This window comes from Campylobacter sp. JMF_01 NE2 (genome assembly GCF_027737365.1).
GTDB lineage: Bacteria > Campylobacterota > Campylobacteria > Campylobacterales > Campylobacteraceae > Campylobacter_B.
Genome location: NZ_JAOVTR010000001.1, coordinates 144212 through 164717, shown reverse-complemented (window position 1 = coordinate 164717; position 20506 = coordinate 144212). Strand labels below are relative to the sequence as shown.

The window sequence follows — 20506 nt, the reverse complement described above, 5'->3', positions numbered from 1 at the left end:
CGATGCTTGCTATTGTCAGTGCGAGGCAGCAATGCTGTCGTGGCGATTTACGAGATTAAATTTACGATTGGTTTTGTGTCATTATGAGTAAAGCTTTGCAAAGCAAAGAAGCTTTATTTAAATTGAGTATTTTTTTGGTGGGCAAGGATGCCCACTCTACAATACTCATCTTTTGTCCTTTTCATTAAAATTTTTGTTTATTAAATTTTTTTCTAAAATTTTTAAAATTTCATCGTTGCTATAACCACATAATTCGCCAGTTTGTTCTGTCTCGACAGATAACATTTTTGCTATAAAATAATTATATGGCATAAAATATTCATATATTTTTGCAATTAAATTATTATTGTAAAATACATTTTGTCTATGATATAATCCGCCTGAACTATCTAATTTACCATATATTCTTTCAATACTTATATTGCTATCATAATTAAAAGGCAATGCGTTTCCCCATCTATGATAATCACTCTCTTTTATTTCATAATCATCGCTTACAATTTCAATCTTAAAATTCTTTTTAATATCACACTCATATCTAAATTTAAGCATTTTAAACCCGTCAAATACAAATCCGCAAGTGAAAAATAAAACCATTAAAGTAGCAAAAAAACGGGCTTTACTTGCAAATAAAAATTTATCATTTTTTGAAATTTCTACTTTTTCATAAGTTATTTTTTCGTCTATTTTGTGAATTTTAACTCTGTATTTTTTCTTGATTAATGCTAAAAATAAGAAAGTCAGAAAAAATACAAAGACAAAAAATCCAAAAAAAACAAAAACAAAGAAAATTAGCAAAGCAAAGAATTTTGCAAATTTGTTTATCTGTGAATTCGCGATGTATTTTATACACAACGCACAAGCAAATGCCACAATTAAATTAACAATTAAAATATCCATATAATTCCTTTGTGTTTTTTTGCAAATTCAAATTCGGTCAGTATTTAAAAATACTGAATTTATTCGAATTCACAAATTTAAACTCAAATTTGATTATTTGAATTTAAATTTATAAATTCAAGCAACTAGTAAATTTATATTTGCAAATTTTTCATCATTGCTATCTATTATTCCGTCATTGTTTGTATCAAATTCACTTAATGCTTCAAAGCCGTTTTTACCGCTAGTATCGTAGGGTGGGCATCCTTTCCCGCCAAAAATGGAGACTATCAATCTAATTCTGACAAATCACTTTTGTTTGAGAATTATGGGCTTTAAATTTGGATTTGTCAGAGTTTATTTTATGGTCTCAAATTTTATCCAAATTTAGAGTTTTTTTATTTTCGCTATTTCATCTCTTAACGCAGCGGCTTTTTCGAATTCCAGCGCAGCAGCGGCTTCTAGCATTTGCTTTCTTAGCTCTTTTATGATTTTGGCGCGTTCATTTGCCGGCATTTTTTCTAATTTTTTCACTTTGGTTAAAATTTCAGCCCCATCATCAATTTTTAGGCTTTCTTCTATGTTTCTGGTTGCCGAGTGTGGCGTTATGCCGTGAGTGCGGTTGTATTCATCTTGGAATTTGCGTCTAGCCGTGGTTATATCGATAGCACTTTGCATTGAGCGGGTGATTTTTTTGCAAAACATCACAACCTGCCCGTTTAAATTCCTAGCAGCCCGTCCCATAGTCTGAATAAGGCTAGTTTCCGAGCGCAAAAAGCCCTCTTTGTCGGCATCAAAAATCGCAATCAAACTAACTTCGGGCAAATCTAGGCCCTCACGCAATAAATTTATACCGATTAGCATATCAAATTCGCCTGATCTTAGCCCACGAATTAGCTCATTTCGCTCTATCGCGTCGATGTCTGAGTGCATGTATTTTACTTTAATTCCTAGTTCTAGATAGTATTTACTAAGCTCTTCTGCCATTTTTTTTGTTAGCACGGTTACCAAAATTCGCTCGTTCCTAGCGATAACCTTTTTTGCCATATCGTGCAGGATTTCGACTTGATTGTCGCTATCTTTTATGAGAATTTCGGGATCTAAAAGCCCTGTCGGACGCAAAATTTGCTCCACAACCTTTCCGCCGCTTAAATTCACTTCGTATTCATTTGGCGTGGCTGAAACGAATAAAAATTTACCTTTTTTGCTGATAAATTCATCAAACATCAAAGGTCGGTTATCAAGCGCAGAAGGCAAGCGAAATCCGTATTCTACGAGCGTTTCTTTGCGACTTCGATCGCCTGCGAACATACCGCGAAACTGCGGCAAAGAAACATGGCTTTCATCGACGATGACTAGGTAGTCTTGCCCCTTGCTCTCGTAGTAATCAAACAACGAATACGGCGTCTCTCCGGCGTTTTGCCCTGTTAAATATCTCGCATAATTTTCGATTCCTTTGCAAATGCCCGTTGCACTCATCATTTCAAGGTCAAATTCGACCCGCTGTTTTAGGCGCTGGGCTTCGACGAGTTTATTTTCATTTTCAAAAAATTTTAATCTCTCGCCAAGCTCTTCTTCAATGCCTTTAATCGCCGTTTTTAGGCGGTTTTCGCCGACGATAAACTGACTTGTGGGATAAAGGATAAATTTAGCCACGCTTTTTGTTTTTTTATTTTCCAAAACATCGAAATGATACATCGCTTCAAGTTCGTCGCCAAAAAATTCTAGCCTTATGGCTTCGTCGTTAAAATACGCCGGATAAATGTCGATCGTATCGCCGTTAGCGCGGAAATCGCCACGATCAAAAAAATTATCGTTGCGTTTGTAACCCATATCGACGAGTTTGCGAAGTAAAAATTTGCTAGAAAAACTTTGCCCTAGTTCAAGGTGAAGCACCATGCCTTTGTATTCGCTAGGGTCGCCCAAACCGTAGTTTGCTGAAACCGAAGCTATCGTAATGACATCGTCAAAACTAAGCAAACTAGCCGTCGCTGAAAGGCGAAGGCGCTCTAACTCGTCATTTATGGAACTATCTTTTTCGATAAAAAGGTCTTGACGCGGAATGTAGGCTTCTGGCTGATAATAATCATAATAGCTGATAAAATACTCGACATGATTTTGCGGGAAAAAGCCCTTAAATTCGCTATAAAGTTGCGCTGCAAGGGATTTGTTGTGTGTCATTATGAGAGTTGAAATTTGCAAATTTGCGATGATATTTGCCATGGTAAAGGTTTTTCCGCTTCCAGTAACACCGAGCAGTGTTTGATATTTTTCGCCGTTTTTGATACCCTGCACGATTTTTTCTATCGCGTTTTTTTGATCGTCGCTTGGGGTAAATTTTGATGATATTTTAAAATTTTGCAAATTTTTCCTTTATTTTAAAGCTAAATTTGGTTAGAATAAAAACTTTAAATTATATCTAAAAAAGGACAAATATGGAATCAATCTTTGACGAAGAAAAAAAAGTCGAGAGTTTGGGTCAAAAGGTCGAGGAGCTTATCAGAAGATACAGCGAGGCTAGGGAAGAAAACGCGAGATTGCGCGCAGAGCTAGTTAGTATCAAGGCGCAAAATGAGGCGATTAGTATGCAGCTTGGCACGCTAGAAGAGGACGCCGAGTATCGCAAACTAAGCGACGAGGAGCTTAGCAAAAAACTAGATGAAATTTTTGCAAAAGATGAATTTGACAACTAAAAATGAGAGAAATTTCAGTTAAATTTACAAGCAAATCTTTGAGTAAAGAGTATTCTATCAGCCTAGAAGATGAGTTTGCACTCAGCTTCGAGCGGGACTGGCGCGAGATCGCAAGAGATGGTTTGCATGTAGATGTGGGCGAGCTTTTGAAGGCATATATTCAAAAGAGTTATGAAAATTATATGTTTTCTAGCAAAATAGAGGCTATTTCAAAAAACATCGATGAAGGAGTGAAAAGATGAGTAAAGGCGGAGCAGGCGGTAGCGGACTAGGTAGTCTGATTTTAATCATAGTTGTGATTTTTTTCGGCGTTAAGGTTGTGTGGCCGAAATTTACATCTCTTACAGACGGACCATTGGCGGCTTCTGCTGTGACGGATTTGGATAGGTTTTTTAAGGATATAAAAAGCGATTATGACGCTAAGGGCGAATTTAGAGAGCTTAAAAACATGACAAGCGTGCGCCAGTTTAGCGACGAGGATTTAAACGCGAAAGTCGTAGTCGGCAAGCCTATCAAATACGGCGTGGGCGTCAAATCTAAGGGAAATATGGAAATGTGCGCAGATATCACGCTCAAACACGACGGAAATTTATACTTTATGGAGCTTTATCCTATAAACAAAAAAAGCAATCTTTGCAAAACTTTCCATAATTTAGAGACATTTAAAAAATATTCTCGCTTTAATGTAGGTAGAGGCTGATTAAAAAATCAGCCCTCCAAGTCCAAATTTAATCATCAATGAAAAAATAATCAAAACCCCAAGCCCAGCGAAAAATCCAGCCAAAATATCATCGCTCATCACGCCTAGACCGCCCTTGATATCGCGATCGGCGCGCCCTATGATAGATGGCTTCCATATATCAAAAACCCTAAATAGCACAAGGGATAAAATCATCGCAAGCCACGAAAGCCCGCTAGCTTCAAAGCCAGAAATAATTTCGGCAAAATCTATCCCATACACCTCGCCTACGCTAGCACTGATGCTCATAGCGATCCACACGCCCACGACCTCGTCGATTACGATTTCGCTATTATCGTGCGAGCCGACCTGTTTTTCGTATTCGTCGATTATTTTTAGCGAGATTACAAAAACCAGAGCAGCGCACAAAAACAGCGTCGTTCCCCCCGCAAATGCCAAAATTACAAGCCCTACAATCCAGCCTGCCACGCTCCCCCAAGTCCCAGGCGCAGGTCGCAAAAGCCCACTTCCAAAAAATGTAACAAATAGCTTATTCAAATTTTCTCCTTTTAAATTTCAAATTTCAAGTTTTTAGTGCGCTGGTTTGATACAGCCTCATTAGCTCTTCGTAAAATTCGCTCTCGCTTCTAGGCTCGATAAGCCCGTCGTTAGGGAACAAATCATCGTAAAGGGCTTGCAAATCGGCGAAGCGATTAGGAAAAAGCTCGGCCAAAATCATCGCCGAAATCTCCTTTCGCATGAAAAGCGCAGGCGGCAAAATCCCAGCATAGAGCATGGCTTTTAGGTTGCGCGTGTGATAATGCACATGGTGGTGCGAGCCGTGCGGGCAGTTTTTCACGCTGGAAAGGACCTTGCATTTGTTGCAATACACATACTCTGGCATGAGCCAAATTTCAAAATTTTCGTAATCGCAAAAATCCAGCACAGAGTGCATATCGCCGTGGTCGAAGTAGCCTGCCACATGCTTGTGTTTTTGCCCAAAGACGACCTTATTTATGCCTAGATTGTGCGCTATGGCGCATTCAAGCGTGGGGTCGGAGTGGTTATTTAGCGCGCTAAAATCGTTTAAATCTATGAGCAAAACCCGCCCTTTTACAAGGAAATTTTCGCACAAAAACTCCAAGGTTTTTTTGCGTAAATTTGCGCTAAATGCGTCGCTTCTGCTCGAACCTACCAAAAAAATCACCACAAAATCAGCCTTGTCTATCATCAGGCGAAGTAACCTTTCATGCACCCTGTGCAAGGGATCTGCCATGGTGAAAAAGGCTGAAATTCTGGGGTTTTTGAAGCTTGATTTTCGCGCGAAAAATTCCGCAAACTCATCACCAATTATGCGCGAATTTAGGCTAAGCTCGCCCTTAATTGCCTCGTTTCCTGGGCGTTTGTTTTCAAAAACGGAGTTTTGTTTTTCTTCGTCCGTGATTTTTTGTGATGAAATAATTTTTAATTTTCCACAAATTTCGCCATTGCAGATTAAATTTACCTCTGCGCCAGGTCTAAATTTCCCCGCTACAAAGGCGAAATTTTTGCCGTTTTTTAGCCTTTCTTCGCCCCCAAATGCCCCAAATTTCAAAAGGTGCAGGGCGCAAAGCTCGCTTTTTGAAATCTCAATGCTATTTTTTTCGCGTGATACCATATTTTTTTCTCTTTTCCCAAAGCGATTTTCGCGAAATCCCCAAAATCGAGGCGAGCTCAGAGTCGAAATACTCGCCCTGATGCGCTAAAATCGCAAATTTCAAATACTCTTCCAGGCTTAAAATTTTGTTTTTTGCGCAGTATGGAGAGAGTAAAATTTGATTTGAGTTTTCGCTAAATTCCATAGAGCAAACCTCCAAAACTAGCCGTTTTTCGGCGAAATTTGATAAAATTTGCGCTCTTTTAGCAGGCGATGTTTTATCAAATTTTTGCACGAATAAAATTTCGTTTTTTATTTTTAAGTTTTCGCAATCCTCGCCATTAGCGATTATGATTTTTACGCCAAAATTTTGGGCGATTTGATGAGCGTATAAAAGGCGTGAAATTTCATCGTAACCCTTTAAAAAAAGCGGAAATTTGAGCTTTTGCGCGCTTATTTTTGGTGTGTCGTAAATTTCTTTTAGTGCGCGCAAGAGTTCGTCGTTTCGCTCTTTTTCATGCAAAATTTGCTTAAAATACGCGTAGTGATCGAGCTTTTTGATGAGATCTTCTATCATAAACGGCTTTAAAATATAATCCGTCGCGCCCGCATTTATGGGCGCTGTAACCGTGTCATTGCTGATGTATGATACTAGCATTATCACGATTGCGTTTTTGTGGCGCGCAATCACGCTTAGCAAATCGCCACTCCCCCACGATGATGAGAGCAAAACAGCGTCGAATTCCCCGGCGTTCAGGGCTAGTGGCAGGGTGGAAACCACGGTGCATTGGTGGTTTAGCGCGCTTAGTTTTAGGCTAAGTGAGTTTGCCAGATAGCTTTCCTTTTCGGCGATTAAGATTTTCAAAACTAATCCTTGATAAGCAGTTTTTTCCAGTCAAAATACTTTAAATTCACACTCGCAATCACCGCAATGCCCTCGCTTCGGCCCACAAAGCCTAGTTTTTCGGTGGTGGTGGCTTTGACATTTACCTTGCGCGTGGCTAAAATTTCGCACAAAGCTTTTTGCATTTGCTCTTTGTATGGGCTTAGTTTGGGTTTTTGCGCCATTATGGTAATGTCTGCATTTACGATTTCAAAGCCATAGCGGTGAATTTTATCTGTTACTTTTCGTAACAAAATTTTCGAATCAATCCCTTTGTAAGCCTCGTCTGTATCAGGGAAAAGCTCGCCAATATCGCCAATCCCAGCTGCCCCGCACATAGCATCAATTAGCGCATGAATCGCCACATCGCCGTCGCTGTGAGCGATGAGCGAATACTCGCAAGGTATTTTTACGCCACAAAGCGTGATAAACGAGCCAGCTTCTAGCGCATGCACATCAAAGCCGTTTCCGCAAAATATCTCCGAACAAACGCTAGGAAAATCAAAATTTTCTAAATCGCAAATTCGCGTGATTTTTCTAGCCGAAATTTCGCCCTTTACAAAGCCCAAAGTCCCGCCTACGCTCTTTATGGCTAAGCTATCGTCTGTGAAAATTTGCTCGCTTTGTAAGGCTTTTTTTAATAAATTTGTGCGCGAGAGTTGCGGGGTTTGGATTAGTTTAATCTCATCGCGCGCTATCTCGCACTCGCCCAAATACGCCGTGTCATTTACGCCTAAATATGGGCTTACGCAGTCAAATTTGCCTAAATTTTCAAGTAGCGAGTTTATGAGATTTTGAGAAATACTAGCCCGCGCCACATCGCTTACTAAAACAAACTCGCTTTGCACCATTTCAAGGGCGTTTTTAAGCGATTTTTGGCGCATATCGCCACCGGAGACAAATTCGAATTCATCGCAAAATGAGCGCATGTATTTTAAATCTTGCGGATTAGCTACGATTATGATTTTTGCGAAATTTGCCTTTTTTGCGAGATCTTTGGCGACATGTAGCCACAGCGGATCATCGCCTATGCGAAGCCACTGCTTTTTTACGGGGCTAGCAAAGCGCGTAGAATCCCCAGCGGCGAGTAAAACGAGTGATATTTCAGACATTTGATTTCCTAAAATTTTAAAAATGTTACGAAATTATACATATTAAATTTAAAAAATAGTGAAATTTTGGCTAAATTTTGCAAATTTTGCCAAGGGGTGTTACGAATTTAAACACGCAAAAAAGATTTAAATTTTGCTTTTTTGTAGTAAAATTCTATCAAATTTCACAAATTTTCGCACGAAAGGTCAAAAATGCAAACCCCAAATTTAAAAGACTGCGCAACCCCAACTCAACTTTTTTACGCTAAAAATGGCGTTATCACCCCACAAATGGAGGCTGTCGCAAAAACGGAGTGTTTGGAAGCTGAATTTATTAGAGCGCAAATCGCACAGGGAAAACTCATAATCCCAGCCAACATAAATCACAAAAACCTAGTTCCTATGGGCATTGGCAGGGCACTAAAATGCAAAATCAACGCAAATATCGGCTCTTCTAGCCTCAGCAGTGGCATAGACGAAGAGATCGAAAAATTGCGCCTTTCGATAAAATACGGCGCAGACACCGTCATGGATCTAAGCACGGGCGGGGATTTGGACGAAATTCGCCGTGCGATTATCGCAAACTCAACCGTTCCAATTGGCACGGTGCCGATTTATCAAATTATCCACGATATCAAGGATTTAGACAACCTAACGCCGCAAATTATGCTTGATTGCATTGAAAAACAAGCGGGGCAAGGCGTTGATTATTTCACTATTCATGCTGGATTTTTGCTTAAATTTATGCCGCTTGTTGCCAAACGCAAAATGGGAATCGTAAGCCGTGGCGGCTCACTGATGGCTAGTTGGATGATGAAGCACCACAAAGAAAATCCGTTTTACGAAAATTTTGACGCCATTTGCGATATTTGCGCTAAATACGATGTTTCGCTCTCACTGGGCGATAGTTTGCGACCCGGCTGTCTATACGACGCCACAGACGAAGCCCAAATGAGCGAACTTGCCGAGCTTGGCAAACTTGCAATTAGGGCAAACGCAAAAAATGTTCAAGTTATGATAGAAGGCCCTGGTCATGTGCCGTTTAATCAGATTGAATTTAATATGAAGGAAGAGCAAAGGCTTTGTAACGACGCTCCGTTTTACATACTTGGACCACTTCCGACCGACATCGGCGCAGGGTATGATCATATCACAAGTGCGATTGGCGGGACGATGGCGGCATTTCACGGGGCTAGCATGCTTTGCTATGTTACGCCAAAAGAGCATTTGGGTTTGCCAAACGCAAAAGATGTCAGAGAGGGCATAATAGCCCATAAAATCGCAGCTCATGCAGCAGATGTCGCACTTGGCAAAAAAGGAGCGATCGAGCGAGATCACGCTATGAGCGACGCTAGGTATAAATTTGAGTGGAACAAACAGTTCGAGCTAGCGCTTGACCCTGAGCGCGCGCGCGAATATCACGACGAGAGTTTGCCTGATGAGGGCTTTAAAAATGCGGAGTTTTGCTCGATGTGTGGGCCGAAATTTTGTGCGTATAAAATTTCGCGCCAAATCGCAGAGCAAAATTGCGAACACTTCCCAAAAGATGAGCAATGAATAAAACTGCCTTAATCACGGGAGCTAGTAGCGGTTTGGGGCGCGAGTTTGCGCGAATTTGTGCCGAAAACGGATATGATTTGGTTATCACAGCGCGAAATACTGACGCGCTAAACGCCCTAAAAAACGAGCTTGAAGCTAAATTTGGCGTGAGAGTTTTTATCTTTGGGGCGGATTTATCGCAAAATACTAGCGTGGATAAAATTTGCGAATTTGTCCGCGAAAACTCCCTAAAAATCGACATTTTGATAAATAATGCAGGTTTTGGAGATCACGGCGAATTTGCTAAAAGCGATCTGAAAAAACAGCTTGAAATGGTGCAGGTAAATATCGCTAGTTTGCTAAATTTAACGCACTATTTCGCAAAATCGATGATAGCGCAAAATGGCGGAAAAATCCTAAATATCGCCTCTGCTGCCTCTCTTACGGCTGGTCCAAAAATGAGCGTGTATTACGCAAGCAAGGCATTTGTGCGAAATTTCAGCGTAGCCCTAGGCGAAGAGCTTCGCGCACAAAATATCAGCGTTACGGCGTTTTGCCCAGGACCTGTGGCTACAAATTTTGGAGAAAGAGCAAATGTAAAAAACGCCAAAATTTTTGCGCGTTCAGATGACGCTAACGCCGTGGCAAAAAGGGCTTTTGAAGCCATGCAAAAGGGAAAAACGCTAGTGTATGATGGCAGGTTTATGCTTCTAGCGAACCTTTTGACCCGCATTTTCCCGCTTAAATTTTGCGCCAAAGTTACAGGTTTTTTAAACGGCTAAATTTAAAAAAAATTTCAAACTTTTTAAATATAATGCGCCTTTTATCAAATTTCAAAGAAAGAGGAAAAATGAGTAAAGACGAAATTTTAAACGCGCTTCGAGGCGTGATTTATCCGGGATTTTCAAAATCTATCGTTGATTTTGGCTTTGTAAAAAGCGTGAGTGATGGCGAAAATCCTGTGATAGATATCGAAATCCCAAGCCAAAAAAGCGAAATTTCAATGCAGATTAAGGCTGAAATTTTAAATTTAATCCCAACTGCGCAAATTTCGATCAAAACACCAAAACTAGCCCCCGAGCAGAGCAATTCGCGCTCTGGCAAAAATATCGCCCCACAAATCAAACATTTTGTGATGATTAGTTCAGGCAAAGGTGGCGTTGGCAAAAGCACAACTACCCTAAATTTGGCGATTTCGCTAGCCAAACTTGGCAAAAAAGTAGGCGTGCTAGACGCTGATATTTATGGTCCAAACATGCCACGCATGCTAGGCGAGGAAAACACCCAAGCTAGCGTAATCGGACAGAGATTGAAGCCGATCGAAAGCCATGGAATCGAGATGATGAGTATGGGCGTGCTAATCGAGGCAGGTCAGGGGCTAATGTGGCGTGGGGCAATGATAATGAAGGCGATCGAACAGCTGCTAAAAGATGTCGCGTGGAGTGATTTAGATGTGCTTTTCATAGATATGCCACCGGGCACAGGCGATGCGCAAATCACACTTGCCCAAAGCGTGCCAGTAACAGCCGGTGTGTGCGTAACCACGCCTCAAACCGTAGCCTTAGATGACGGCGCTAGGGGGCTTGATATGTTTGAGAAGCTTCATATCCCAGTGGCTGGAATTATTGAGAATATGAGCGGATTTATCTGCCCTGATAATGGCAAAGAATACGATATTTTCGGCCGTGGCGGTGCGCAAAAGCTAGCTAGTGCTTACAATACCAAAGTCATAGGCGAAATCCCAATCGAAATCGCAATCCGCGAGGGCGGCGATAATGGCAAGCCAATTAGCTTTTATGCGCCCAAATCTGTGAGTGCGAAACGCTATGAGCAGGCTGCGCGCGCGCTGTGGGAAAAAATCGAAGAGGTCGATAGGGAAAATTTAGCTGATAATTCAGCGATTCAACCACAGGCTTAAATTCCAAATTTCACCTACCAAACGGCGAATTTTTGCCGTTTGGTATATAAATTTTATATATCACAAATCGTTATTTTATATTTGACTTTAAATCGTTTTTATTGATACAATCTCGCAAAAATCCAAATTTAAGAAAATATATGAAATTTAACGATATTAAAATTTTACTAGCTGGAATTTGCGCATTTATTGTGGCTATCGGCATGGCTCGATTTGCTTTTACAGCACTTTTGCCACCAATGCTAGGTGATTTTTTAAGCGTAGAACGGGCTGGAATTCTAGCCTTTGCAAACTACACTGGATACTTTGTAGGCTCCTTTGCCACGGTCTTTGTGCGCGGGGGAGAGTTTAAAATTTTGCTTTTTAAACTAGCGCTTTTTCTAAGCATTTTTACGACAATTATTTTAGCATTTAGCGAAAATTACTACCTTTGGTTTGGCGCGAGAGTGGCCGCAGGAGTGGGTTCGGCGCTGGTTATGGGCGTGGGTTCGTCATTTGTCTTTGACCTGCTATCTCACAACAAACAGGCCATGGCGCTTTATTTTGGCGCGGCTGGTATTTCTATCGTGCTAACCTCGCTTGTGGGAAATTTAGCTCTTGTGTTTTTTGGCTGGAAAATCGCGTGGGTTTTTTTGATAGTTTTTTCGCTTCCTTTAAGCATTTTCGCGCTAAATACACTCACACCAAAGCGTGGTAAAAACGCCAAATTTTTGGTCGCAAAAAGCGAAAAATTGCCAAATTTGCTAATTTTGAAAATTTTAATCTTCGCATATTTTTTGGAGGGCATGGGATTTGTGGTGCAGGCTAGCTTTTTGCCCGATATCATAAACCGCGTAAAAGGGCTAGAAAATATGGGCACTTATGCGTGGTATTTTGTGGGCGTTTTCGCGATGTTTGGGCCGTTTGTGTGGGTGAATTTGGGGCGGAGATTTGGCGGGGTAGAGATGATGATAGTCTCGCTTGTGCTACAAATTTTAGGGATTTTAATCCCAGTGTTTAGCCAAAATTTAATCTTAAATTTATTAAGTGGTGCTATATATGGAAACACGATGATGGGGCTAACCGCGCTATTTATGAGCTATGGGGCGAGCCTAGCGCCCAAATCATCGGCACCGATTATGAGTGCGCTAACGGCTGCGTATGCCATAGGAACGATAATCGCGCCACTGTATTGTGCTAAAATCTTTAACATCTATCAAAGCTACGATAGGGCGCTAGTTTTAACCGCGATTTTTGTGGGACTTAGCGCGCTTAGTCTAGGGGTGATAAAATTTTTAAAAAAGGAGCAAAAATGCCACTTATCAATGTCAAAATGACTATCGAGGACGGCGGTTTGAGCGTGGAGCAAAAGGTGGATTTAGTCCGCGAGCTAACAGATGCTTTTGTGAAAGTCGTCGGCCGTGGAGAGAAAACCTGCGTCGTCATCATCGATGAAGTCAGTACCGATAACTACGCAATCGGAGGTGAGACGATAACGGCTATCAGAGCAAAGCAAAAATCATAAATTTCATAAAATTTCTTAAATTTGGAGATAAAAATGGATTCAAATTTATTAAAAATTTTTGTCGCAGTCGCTGGTGAGCGAAGCGTAACACTGGGCGCAAAAAAGCTAAAACAGGCTCAATCAAACATCACAGCTCGTATCAAACAGCTAGAAAACGATCTTGGCTTTAAGCTTTTTCACAGAGTTCCGCAAGGCGTTTTGCTTACCAAAGAGGGCGAAATGCTCTATCCTAGGGCGTGTGAGATTGTAAGCAAAATCGAGCGGCTAAACAAAGAGATTAAAAAATCCAAGGAATTAAGCCTGCGCGTAGTCTCCACAGAAGCAAACGCTGCGGTGCGCGTGGTGCCGTTTTTGCTAAGGCTTTATAATGACTTTAAGGGTGCTTCGTTAGAGCTTACCACAAATACGACTGCTGGGTGCCTTAAATGGCTACTTGATTACAAGGCTGATATTGCCTTTGTAAGCGGGATAGTCGAGCATAAAGATTTAATGACACTAAATATTTTCGATGAGACAATGGTCATCGCAAGTCCAAAGCAAACGAGCGAAAATGCGGTGTTTCTGGCATATCGCAAGGGGTGCGCTTATAATGATTTTGCGATGAAATATCTGCAATCTCGCAAAATAGAGGCTAAAATTTTCGAATTTGCTAGTTATGAGACGATTTTAGGCTGTGTGGAGGCTGGGATCGGGCAGACGATACTGCCTTTAAGCATAATCGAAAAGCTTGGATACGATAAAAAGCTAAATTTGAAAATTCTTTCCAAAAAACAGGCAAATATCCCAACTACAATGATTTGCAGGAAGGATAATGTCCCAAATATCGAGCAGTATCTACGCGATATGAAATTATAAATTCCATATCGTTTTTTTATATGCACTCTATCGTTAGTTGATATTTGATTTCATTTTATCAAAGTTGTATAATTTTTGAAATTTCAAATTTCCTAACGATAGGGGGCAAGTATGAAAGATCAAATTTCAACTTCTAGGCGCAAATTTTTGCAATCATCGGCTGTGGTAGCTAGCATGGCTGCTACGGCGTCATTTGGCGCAGAGACAAAACCTGCCAAAAGCGTCGCTCACGCTAGTGGGTATGGTGCGTTTTATGCGGATTTAGACGAGAGTGGCAAGGTCGTCTCAATCCGTCCGCAAGAATCAAACAAAGATCCTAAATTCCCAGGTATCGAGGGCTTAATCGATAGAAATATGAAAAACCGCGTGAAGTATCCTTGTGTGCGAAAAAGCTTTTTGGAGGGTAAAAACACTCCCGAGCTTCGTGGCAAAGAGGAATTTGTGCGAGTTAGCTGGGAGAAGGCTTATGAGCTTGTGCTTGAAAAATTAAAAGCCGTAAAACCAGAAGAAATTTTTAATGCTAGTTATGACGGGTGGAGCCACCCTGGTATTTTGCACAATACCGTCCCGCTTCCTGGCAGGTTTTTTAATATCGCTTTTGGCGGTGCGGCGATTACGAGTGGGGATTATAGCGTGGGTGCTGCAAGTAGGGTAAATGGCTCGATTACGGGCGATTTGGAAGTTTTTGCATTGCAAACTACGCACGAAGTGATTTTAGAAAACACCAAAACCTATGTGCTTTGGGGTGCGGATATTTTAAAATGCAATCAAATAGATTATCGTATCGCAAATCATGCAAATGTGGCGTGGTATGAAAAATACGCCAAATCAGGCATTAAATTTATCTCGATTGATCCACAATACACACAAATCGCGCAAAAATTTGGCGCACAGTGGATTAAAATCCGCCCAAATACCGATGTCGCGCTAATGCTTGGTATGATGCACTATCTATACACTAGTGGAAAATATGATAAAGAATTTATCGAAAAATATACTTATGGTTTCGATAAATTTTTGCCATATTTGCTAGGAAAAAGCGAAGACAAGGTCGAAAAAACCCCTGCTTGGGCGGCTGGTATTACAGGCGTGAGCGAAGAAGATATAAAAAATTTAGCCGATTTATTTGTAAGCGATAGAACGCTACTAGCTGGAAGCTGGTCGCTTCAAAGGGCGCAGCATGGCGAACAAATGCAGTGGGCGATGATAGTTTTGGCTTGTATGATAGGTCAAGTCGGGCTTCCTGGCGGTGGATTTGGTTTTGCATTGCATTACAACGGCAACTCACAAGCTAGAAGTGGCGTGAAAATGCCCGGTGGAATTTCACAAGGCAAAAACAAGGTTGATTTGATAATCCCTGCTTCAAGGGTAAATGAAGCGCTTTTAAACCCGGGAAAAGAGATAAATTTTAGGGGCGAAAAGATTAAACTTCCGCATGTCAAAGTTCTTTATGCAGTAGGAACAAATATCTTAGGTCATCACCCAGATACAAACGAGGTTTTAAAAGCCCTAGCCAAAGTTGAGACTATCATTTCCCAAGAGCCGTTTTGGACGCCGATGAGCAAGTGGGCGGATATTGTTTTGCCGACAACCACACAGCTTGAAAGATATGATATAGCTTATGGCGGATCGTATTCACAAGACTATGTTTATGCGCTCAAAAAGGTCTTTGAACCGCCATTTGAAGCTAGAAACGACTATGACATTTTCGCCGATATGGCAAAGATGGTTTCTGAAAAAGCGTGGCGACAATTTACCGGTGGCAAGGATAAAATGGAGCAAATAAGGGGACTTTATGAGCGTAGCGATTGTCCAAATTATATGAGTTTTGACGAGTTCTGGGAAAAGGGATTTGTGCATTTTGAGCCTGGCGAAGAGGCGCGAAAATTCGTGCGACTTGGCGCATTTAGAGCAGATCCGGTAAAAAACAAACTCTCTACCGAAACAGGCAAAATTCAAATTTATTCAGATAAATTTGCAAGTTATAATCTACCTGATTTTAAGGCGCACCCTATGTGGTTCGAACCTAGCGAGTGGCTAGGAAACAAAGAGCTTGTAGCGAAATTTCCATTTCATATTTTAAGCCCGCACCCAGCATATAGAATTCACTCAAATTTGGATAATTCTGATTTTATACGCAAAATTTGCAAAGTCGGCAACAGAGAGCCTGTAACCATAAACGACGAAGACGCGAGCGCACTTGGTGTCAAAGACGGTGATACGGTTGAGATTTACAACGATCGTGGCAGAGTGCTAGCTGGCGTAATCGTAAGCAAATCCATAATGAAAGGCGTAGTAGCACTTTGCGAGGGCGCGTGGTATGATCCAGACGAAGAGGGTAGAGACCAAGCAGGTCACATAAATGTGCTTACAACATCAATTCCTACTTCGCAAATGGCACAGGCTACTTCTGCAAATACCTGCCTTGTAGCGATTAAAAAAGTAGATGTCGCCCCATACAAAGGCATAAGCGAACCAAAAGTAATCGAGGGTTAAGATGAAAAAAATAGTTGTATTTATGGCAATTTTGCTAAATCTGGCGTTTGGCGAGACGAAATTTATCGCGGATATCAAAACCGATTTGATTGATCCAAATACCAAAAGCGTAGTTGGCGAAATTTTAGAAGGAACGCCAGTAGAAATCATCAAAGATGACGGAAAATTCGCCCTTGTCGAAATTAACGGCGAAGTAAGCGTCACAGATGATAAAATTTTGGCTCTTAAAAAAGATCCGCTCGTGGTATTTTTCAAAATGAAGGAGCAAAAGGCTACGCCAAAGGCGCAGTTTTTGGTAGATAGCACGAAGCTTGGCTCAGATCCACTTGAAGCGTGGGAAGAGGTAGAAATGCTTTACTACGATACTTGCAGTTCGTGCCATGCCGCACACAAGCCAAAAGAGCATTTAATGATCGAGTGGGACGCGCTGATTACAGCAATGCAGCTGTTTGCTAAAATCGACGATGACGAAAAAGCAAGGCTTCTTCGCTATGTCCAAGCCTACGCAAAAGACGGCATAGTCAAGGAATAAAAACTTTCTTTCAAACACTTTCGCGCTAAATTTTACTTCAAATTTGGCGCGATAAATTCTCTCCTTTATTATCAAATTAAGCTTTATTTTGATAAAATCGCGCCTTTTAAATTACAAAAAGGAAATCTATGCAAATCCCAGAAAAGGTCGTTCCGCGCGATAAAATCATCGTTCGCACAGGGCTTATTGGAATTCTTACAAATGTGATTTTGGCGCTGTTTAAGGGGGCGATTGGGTTTTTCACAAACTCCATTGCTATCGTAATTGACGCTATAAACAATCTAAGCGATGTGCTAAGCTCGGTCATTACGATTGTAGGGCTAAAACTTGCTGGCAAAAAGCCAGACAAAGAGCACCCTTATGGGCATGGCAGGATTGAGTATCTCACGGCTTTAAGTATCGGCGTGATTATCCTATATGCGGGGTTTGCGGCGCTTATTAGCTGTGTGCGCAAGATTTTTGCTCCACTCACGCCAGATTACGACGGCGTTTCGCTATTTTTGATCGCAGTTGCGGTCGTGGTAAAAATCGTGCTTGGCTCATATACCCAAAAAATGGGTGTTAGGGCGAATTCTGACTCGCTAATCGCAAGTGGGATTGACGCGAAATTTGACGCGCTAGTGTCGTTTTCGACGCTAGTGGCGGCGTTTATTTTTATATTTTTCGGCGTGGCTTTGGAGGCGTATTTGGGCGTGATTATTTCGCTATTGCTTATCAAAACAGCGGCTGAAATTTTAAAAGACACTATCAATAAAATTTTAGGAAGTCCCCTAAATATCGAGATTGCAAAGCAAATTTATACCGAAATCAAGAAAATCGACGGCGTGCTTGGCGCGTATGATTTGATGTTTCACGACTACGGCCCTGATAAAATGCTGGGCTCCGTGCATATCGAAGTTAGCGAGGATATGAGCGCGGCTAGCATAGATACACTCACACGAAAAATTCAGAGTGAAATTTTTGCCAAATTTAGCGTGGTTATCGATACTGTGGGCATTTATGCGCTAAATTTAAAAGATGAGCAAACCGCTAAAATTTATAGCGAAATTCAAAAAATAGTTTTTAGCGATGAAAAAATTTTGCAAATGCACGGATTTTACGCAAATTTGACCGAAAAAATCATCAGTTTTGATGTGATTATTGATTTTGACGCGATTAACCGCGAGCAAATCCACCAAAATATCATCAAAGAAGTCAGCGCAAAATTTAGCGATTATGAAATTTTAATCGCCCTTGATAGCGATTATAGCGCCTAAATTTTGGCTAAATTTAGCCTTTTTTTGTATAATCGCAAAATTTTAAATTCCAAGGATAAAAAATGATAGAAATCAAAGATTTAGTAATGCGTTTTGGCAAACAGCTGCTGTTCGAAAATGTAAATTTGACGCTTTTAAAAGGCCATAGATACGGACTAATCGGCGCAAACGGCGCGGGTAAATCGACGCTACTTAAAATTTTAAGTGGCGAGGTCGAGCATAGTAGCGGTGAAATACTCGTCGAAAACGGCCGTAAAATTGGCGTGCTCGGGCAAAATCAATTTGCGTTTGAGGAATTTTTGGTAAAAGACGCGGTTTTGTATGGCAACAAACGCCTATATGGCGCCGTCAAAGAAAAAGAAAAACTCTACGAAAGCCCTGAATTTACCGACGAAATCAACGACCGCTTGGCTGAGCTTGAAATTATCTGTGCCGAAGAGGATCCAAACTACGAGTATGAGACGAGAATCGAGAAAATTTTAAGCTCGCTGGGATTTAGCGAAGATGAATTTGGCAAAAAAATGAGTGAAATCGAGGCTAGCGACAAGGTTAAAATTTTACTAGCCCAGGTGCTGTTTCCTAAGCCTGATATTTTGTTTTTAGACGAGCCGACAAACAACCTTGACATCGACGCGATTGCGTGGTTGGAGTTCGAGCTAAACCGCCACGAGGGCACTATGGTCGTCATCAGCCACGATAGACACTTCCTAAACCGCGTCTGCACGGATATTTTGGATGTGGATTTCAAAAAGGTGCGCGAGTTTAGCGGGAATTACGATGATTGGTTTATCGCGGCAAATTTGATAAAAAAACAGGCTGAATTCGAGCGCGACAAAAAGGTCAAAGAAAAGGCAGAACTCGAAAAATTTATCGCCCGTTTTAGTGCAAACGCTAGCAAGGCCAAACAAGCCACTTCAAGGCAAAAATTGCTCGATAAAATCGACATTAGCGAGATTGCGACATCTTCTCGCAGGGAGCCAAGCATACTTTTTAAACTAGGGCGCGAGATTGGAAATGAGATTTTAGAACTTAGCGAGATTGATAAGAGTTTCGGTGAGATTAAAATTTTGCAAAATTTCAATTTAAAGCTTTTAAAGGGCGATAAAATCGCTGTTATCGGGCGAAACGGCGTGGGTAAATCGACGCTGTGCAAGATCATCGTGGGCGAAATGGCGCCAGATAAGGGCAAAGTGCATGTAGGCGCGACTATCGAGCAAGGATACTTCGCGCAGGATACGAGCTCGGCGGTGAGTGGCGAAGCGAAGCTGTATGATTATCTTAGAGATGAGAAAAACAAGGACTTGGACGAAATTCGCAAGTGCCTTGGGCGAATGCTTTTTAGCGGGGCTGAGCAAGAAAAAAGCGTGGGTGCGCTAAGCGGTGGCGAAAAGCACCGCGTAATGCTAAGCAAACTAATGCTAACTAAGCCAAATTTTTTGGTGCTTGATGAGCCAAACAACCACCTTGATTTGGAGGCAATTATTGCTCTTGGCGAGGCGCTGTATAACTTCGCTGGGTGCGTGATTTGCGTGAGCCACGACCGCGAACTAATCGACGCTTTTGCGAACCGCATTTTGCACCTTAAAGGAAACGGCGAGATTGTGGATTTTCGTGGCAGTTACGAAGAATACAGAGCGAGCCTGGGGGAAGAGTGATGATAAAAGTGCGCGTAAATGGGCGTGAGTGCGAGTTTGACGCCGATATGAGCGTGGAAGAATTTTTGCGCTCGCAAGGGTTTGATTTGCGCTATATCGCCGTGGAAGCCGACGGAGAGATTTTATCAAAAACGCTTTGGAAAAATTCGCAAATTTCAGATTTTAAAATTTATGAAATCGTCGAATTTGTCGGTGGCGGGTGAAATGCTGAATTTGAAAAACGAGAGCGAATTTAGGGCTGAAATTTTCGCGCGAAATCCGCGTGGCGTGAGTGAAATTCTATCACGCGTCAGGGTTTGCATACTAGGAGCTGGTGGGCTTGGCTCAAATGTCGCTATAATGCTTAGTAGAGCCGGTGTGGGCGAGTTTTTTATCATAGATTTTGACATTGTCGAAGCTTCGAATTTAAATCGCCAACACTACGCCTTAAAGCATTTAGGAAGCCCAAAAATAGAAGCTTTAAAAGAGCAAATTTTGGGAATTAACCCTTATGCGAAAGTGCAAACTTGTGGCGAAAAAATCACTAACGAAAATGTGCGTGAGATTTTGCAAAACGAAAAAATCATCTGCGAGTGCTTCGACGGAGCCGAAAATAAGGCGATGATAGCGAATTTATCGGCTGAGTATAGGGATAAAATTTTCGTTTGCGCTTCGGGTATGGCGGGACTTGGGGAGGTAAATTCTATCCAAACTCGCAAATTTGGAGCAAATTTATATATCTGTGGCGACGGCAAAAGCGATATGAGTGCAGGGCTTGTTTCATCTCGCGTCGTAGTGTGTGCCGCCCACCAAGCAAACGCTGTGGTAAATTTGATATTGAACCGAGCCTAATTTTATGGCTATATTTCGTTAATTTTCGCCTTTTGCTTGAAATCTTAAAATTAATTCAG

Annotated in this window: 22 protein-coding genes; 15 read left to right on the top strand and 7 right to left on the bottom strand. The window is 41.5% G+C overall.

All coding sequences use genetic code 11. The annotated features are described in order from the left end of the window. Positions 1–165: 165 nt before the first annotated feature. From OFO01_RS00885 to uvrB, 3 genes are all read right to left on the bottom strand, one after another. Positions 166–900, bottom strand: coding sequence for a hypothetical protein (locus tag OFO01_RS00885; protein WP_270858299.1), 735 nt, complete (start codon positions 898–900; stop codon positions 166–168). Between the two features lie 117 nt (positions 901–1017). Beyond that, positions 1018–1173, bottom strand: coding sequence for a hypothetical protein (locus OFO01_RS00880; RefSeq protein WP_270858298.1), 156 nt, complete (start codon positions 1171–1173; stop codon positions 1018–1020). A gap of 93 nt (positions 1174–1266) precedes the next feature. Beyond that, positions 1267–3243, bottom strand: a complete 1977-nt coding sequence (uvrB, locus tag OFO01_RS00875; protein WP_270858297.1) for an excinuclease ABC subunit UvrB — start codon at positions 3241–3243, stop codon at positions 1267–1269. Between the two features lie 71 nt (positions 3244–3314). On the opposite strand from uvrB, the gene OFO01_RS00870 reads away from it, so the two are divergent. Genes OFO01_RS00870 through OFO01_RS00860 form a run of 3 tightly spaced genes read left to right on the top strand, consistent with a single transcriptional unit; the run spans position 3315 to position 4272 of the window. After that, complete coding sequence (locus tag OFO01_RS00870; RefSeq protein WP_270858296.1) at positions 3315–3572, top strand: hypothetical protein; 258 nt, start codon at positions 3315–3317, stop codon at positions 3570–3572. 38 nt (positions 3573–3610) lie between these two features. After that, positions 3611–3814, top strand: coding sequence for a hypothetical protein (locus OFO01_RS00865; protein WP_270858295.1), 204 nt, complete (start codon positions 3611–3613; stop codon positions 3812–3814). Further along, complete coding sequence (locus OFO01_RS00860) at positions 3811–4272, top strand: hypothetical protein (RefSeq protein ID WP_270858294.1); 462 nt, start codon at positions 3811–3813, stop codon at positions 4270–4272. Before OFO01_RS00865 ends, OFO01_RS00860 begins: the two co-directional genes overlap by 4 nt. Here OFO01_RS00860 and OFO01_RS00855 read toward each other — a convergent pair whose 3' ends face one another. The 4 genes from OFO01_RS00855 to OFO01_RS00840 are packed head-to-tail and all read right to left on the bottom strand — an operon-like array spanning position 4273 to position 7882. Next, on the bottom strand, positions 4273–4809 hold the full coding sequence (locus OFO01_RS00855) for a phosphatidylglycerophosphatase A family protein (RefSeq protein WP_270858293.1): 537 nt from the start codon (positions 4807–4809) through the stop codon (positions 4273–4275). 25 nt (positions 4810–4834) lie between these two features. Continuing rightward, positions 4835–5908 carry a sulfate adenylyltransferase gene (locus tag OFO01_RS00850; RefSeq protein WP_270858292.1) on the bottom strand — a complete coding sequence of 358 codons (1074 nt, stop codon included), beginning with the start codon at positions 5906–5908 and terminating at the stop codon, positions 4835–4837. Continuing rightward, entirely contained in the window at positions 5886–6752 is an 867-nt protein-coding gene (locus tag OFO01_RS00845) for a hypothetical protein (protein WP_270858291.1), read from the bottom strand. The genes OFO01_RS00850 and OFO01_RS00845 overlap by 23 nt, the downstream gene beginning before the upstream one ends. Positions 6753–6754: 2 nt before the next feature. Beyond that, positions 6755–7882 (bottom strand): bifunctional 2-C-methyl-D-erythritol 4-phosphate cytidylyltransferase/2-C-methyl-D-erythritol 2,4-cyclodiphosphate synthase, encoded by a 1128-nt coding sequence (locus tag OFO01_RS00840; RefSeq protein ID WP_270858290.1) that lies wholly within the window; start codon positions 7880–7882, stop codon positions 6755–6757. A gap of 192 nt (positions 7883–8074) precedes the next feature. Here OFO01_RS00840 and thiC point away from each other — a divergent pair, with 192 nt between their 5' ends. From thiC to thiF, 12 genes are all read left to right on the top strand, one after another. Further along, a complete protein-coding gene (gene thiC, locus OFO01_RS00835) occupies positions 8075–9418 on the top strand; it encodes a phosphomethylpyrimidine synthase ThiC (RefSeq protein WP_270858289.1) in 1344 nt (447 codons plus the stop codon). After that, positions 9415–10182 (top strand): SDR family NAD(P)-dependent oxidoreductase, encoded by a 768-nt coding sequence (locus tag OFO01_RS00830; RefSeq protein WP_270858288.1) that lies wholly within the window; start codon positions 9415–9417, stop codon positions 10180–10182. Before thiC ends, OFO01_RS00830 begins: the two co-directional genes overlap by 4 nt. 68 nt (positions 10183–10250) lie before the next feature. Further along, positions 10251–11318, top strand: coding sequence for an Mrp/NBP35 family ATP-binding protein (locus OFO01_RS00825; RefSeq protein WP_270858287.1), 1068 nt, complete (start codon positions 10251–10253; stop codon positions 11316–11318). 140 nt (positions 11319–11458) lie between these two features. Further along, on the top strand, positions 11459–12634 hold the full coding sequence (locus OFO01_RS00820; RefSeq protein ID WP_270858286.1) for a YbfB/YjiJ family MFS transporter: 1176 nt from the start codon (positions 11459–11461) through the stop codon (positions 12632–12634). Then, positions 12610–12822: a tautomerase family protein gene (locus tag OFO01_RS00815; RefSeq protein WP_270858285.1), complete on the top strand. Its 213-nt coding sequence runs from the start codon at positions 12610–12612 to the stop codon at positions 12820–12822. Before OFO01_RS00820 ends, OFO01_RS00815 begins: the two co-directional genes overlap by 25 nt. A gap of 33 nt (positions 12823–12855) precedes the next feature. Beyond that, entirely contained in the window at positions 12856–13677 is an 822-nt protein-coding gene (locus OFO01_RS00810; RefSeq protein ID WP_270858284.1) for a LysR family transcriptional regulator, read from the top strand. Between the two features lie 123 nt (positions 13678–13800). After that, positions 13801–16173 carry a molybdopterin-dependent oxidoreductase gene (locus OFO01_RS00805; RefSeq protein ID WP_442868032.1) on the top strand — a complete coding sequence of 791 codons (2373 nt, stop codon included), beginning with the start codon at positions 13801–13803 and terminating at the stop codon, positions 16171–16173. Position 16174: 1 nt separating this feature from the next. Continuing rightward, positions 16175–16705 (top strand): hypothetical protein, encoded by a 531-nt coding sequence (locus OFO01_RS00800; protein ID WP_270858282.1) that lies wholly within the window; start codon positions 16175–16177, stop codon positions 16703–16705. Between the two features lie 128 nt (positions 16706–16833). Next, positions 16834–17961: a cation diffusion facilitator family transporter gene (locus OFO01_RS00795; protein WP_270858281.1), complete on the top strand. Its 1128-nt coding sequence runs from the start codon at positions 16834–16836 to the stop codon at positions 17959–17961. Positions 17962–18023: 62 nt separating this feature from the next. Continuing rightward, positions 18024–19616 carry an ABC-F family ATP-binding cassette domain-containing protein gene (locus tag OFO01_RS00790; RefSeq protein ID WP_270858280.1) on the top strand — a complete coding sequence of 531 codons (1593 nt, stop codon included), beginning with the start codon at positions 18024–18026 and terminating at the stop codon, positions 19614–19616. Beyond that, the gene (gene thiS, locus OFO01_RS00785; RefSeq protein WP_270858279.1) at positions 19616–19819 is read left to right on the top strand and encodes a sulfur carrier protein ThiS; all 204 of its coding nucleotides are present in this window, start codon (positions 19616–19618) and stop codon (positions 19817–19819) included. Before OFO01_RS00790 ends, thiS begins: the two co-directional genes overlap by 1 nt. Before the next feature lies 1 nt (position 19820). Then, the gene (thiF, locus tag OFO01_RS00780; RefSeq protein WP_270858278.1) at positions 19821–20447 is read left to right on the top strand and encodes a sulfur carrier protein ThiS adenylyltransferase ThiF; all 627 of its coding nucleotides are present in this window, start codon (positions 19821–19823) and stop codon (positions 20445–20447) included. Positions 20448–20506 lie beyond the last annotated feature (59 nt).

Excerpts from the sequence above, each read along its gene's own strand:
- OFO01_RS00885 (WP_270858299.1), bottom strand. The coding sequence starts at position 900 with ATGGATATTTTAATTGTTAATTTAATTGTGGCATTTGCTTGTGCGTTG.
- OFO01_RS00810 (WP_270858284.1), top strand. The coding sequence starts at position 12,856 with ATGGATTCAAATTTATTAAAAATTTTTGTCGCAGTCGCTGGTGAGCGA.
- OFO01_RS00800 (WP_270858282.1), top strand. The coding sequence starts at position 16,175 with ATGAAAAAAATAGTTGTATTTATGGCAATTTTGCTAAATCTGGCGTTT.
- OFO01_RS00830 (WP_270858288.1), top strand. The coding sequence starts at position 9,415 with ATGAATAAAACTGCCTTAATCACGGGAGCTAGTAGCGGTTTGGGGCGC.
- OFO01_RS00790 (WP_270858280.1), top strand. The coding sequence starts at position 18,024 with ATGATAGAAATCAAAGATTTAGTAATGCGTTTTGGCAAACAGCTGCTG.
- OFO01_RS00820 (WP_270858286.1), top strand. The coding sequence starts at position 11,459 with ATGAAATTTAACGATATTAAAATTTTACTAGCTGGAATTTGCGCATTT.
- OFO01_RS00840 (WP_270858290.1), bottom strand. The coding sequence starts at position 7,882 with ATGTCTGAAATATCACTCGTTTTACTCGCCGCTGGGGATTCTACGCGC.
- OFO01_RS00850 (WP_270858292.1), bottom strand. The coding sequence starts at position 5,908 with ATGGTATCACGCGAAAAAAATAGCATTGAGATTTCAAAAAGCGAGCTT.
- OFO01_RS00815 (WP_270858285.1), top strand. The coding sequence starts at position 12,610 with ATGCCACTTATCAATGTCAAAATGACTATCGAGGACGGCGGTTTGAGC.
- OFO01_RS00825 (WP_270858287.1), top strand. The coding sequence starts at position 10,251 with ATGAGTAAAGACGAAATTTTAAACGCGCTTCGAGGCGTGATTTATCCG.
- OFO01_RS00860 (WP_270858294.1), top strand. The coding sequence starts at position 3,811 with ATGAGTAAAGGCGGAGCAGGCGGTAGCGGACTAGGTAGTCTGATTTTA.
- thiS (WP_270858279.1), top strand. The coding sequence starts at position 19,616 with ATGATAAAAGTGCGCGTAAATGGGCGTGAGTGCGAGTTTGACGCCGAT.
- OFO01_RS00870 (WP_270858296.1), top strand. The coding sequence starts at position 3,315 with ATGGAATCAATCTTTGACGAAGAAAAAAAAGTCGAGAGTTTGGGTCAA.
- OFO01_RS00795 (WP_270858281.1), top strand. The coding sequence starts at position 16,834 with ATGCAAATCCCAGAAAAGGTCGTTCCGCGCGATAAAATCATCGTTCGC.
- thiC (WP_270858289.1), top strand. The coding sequence starts at position 8,075 with ATGCAAACCCCAAATTTAAAAGACTGCGCAACCCCAACTCAACTTTTT.
- thiF (WP_270858278.1), top strand. The coding sequence starts at position 19,821 with ATGCTGAATTTGAAAAACGAGAGCGAATTTAGGGCTGAAATTTTCGCG.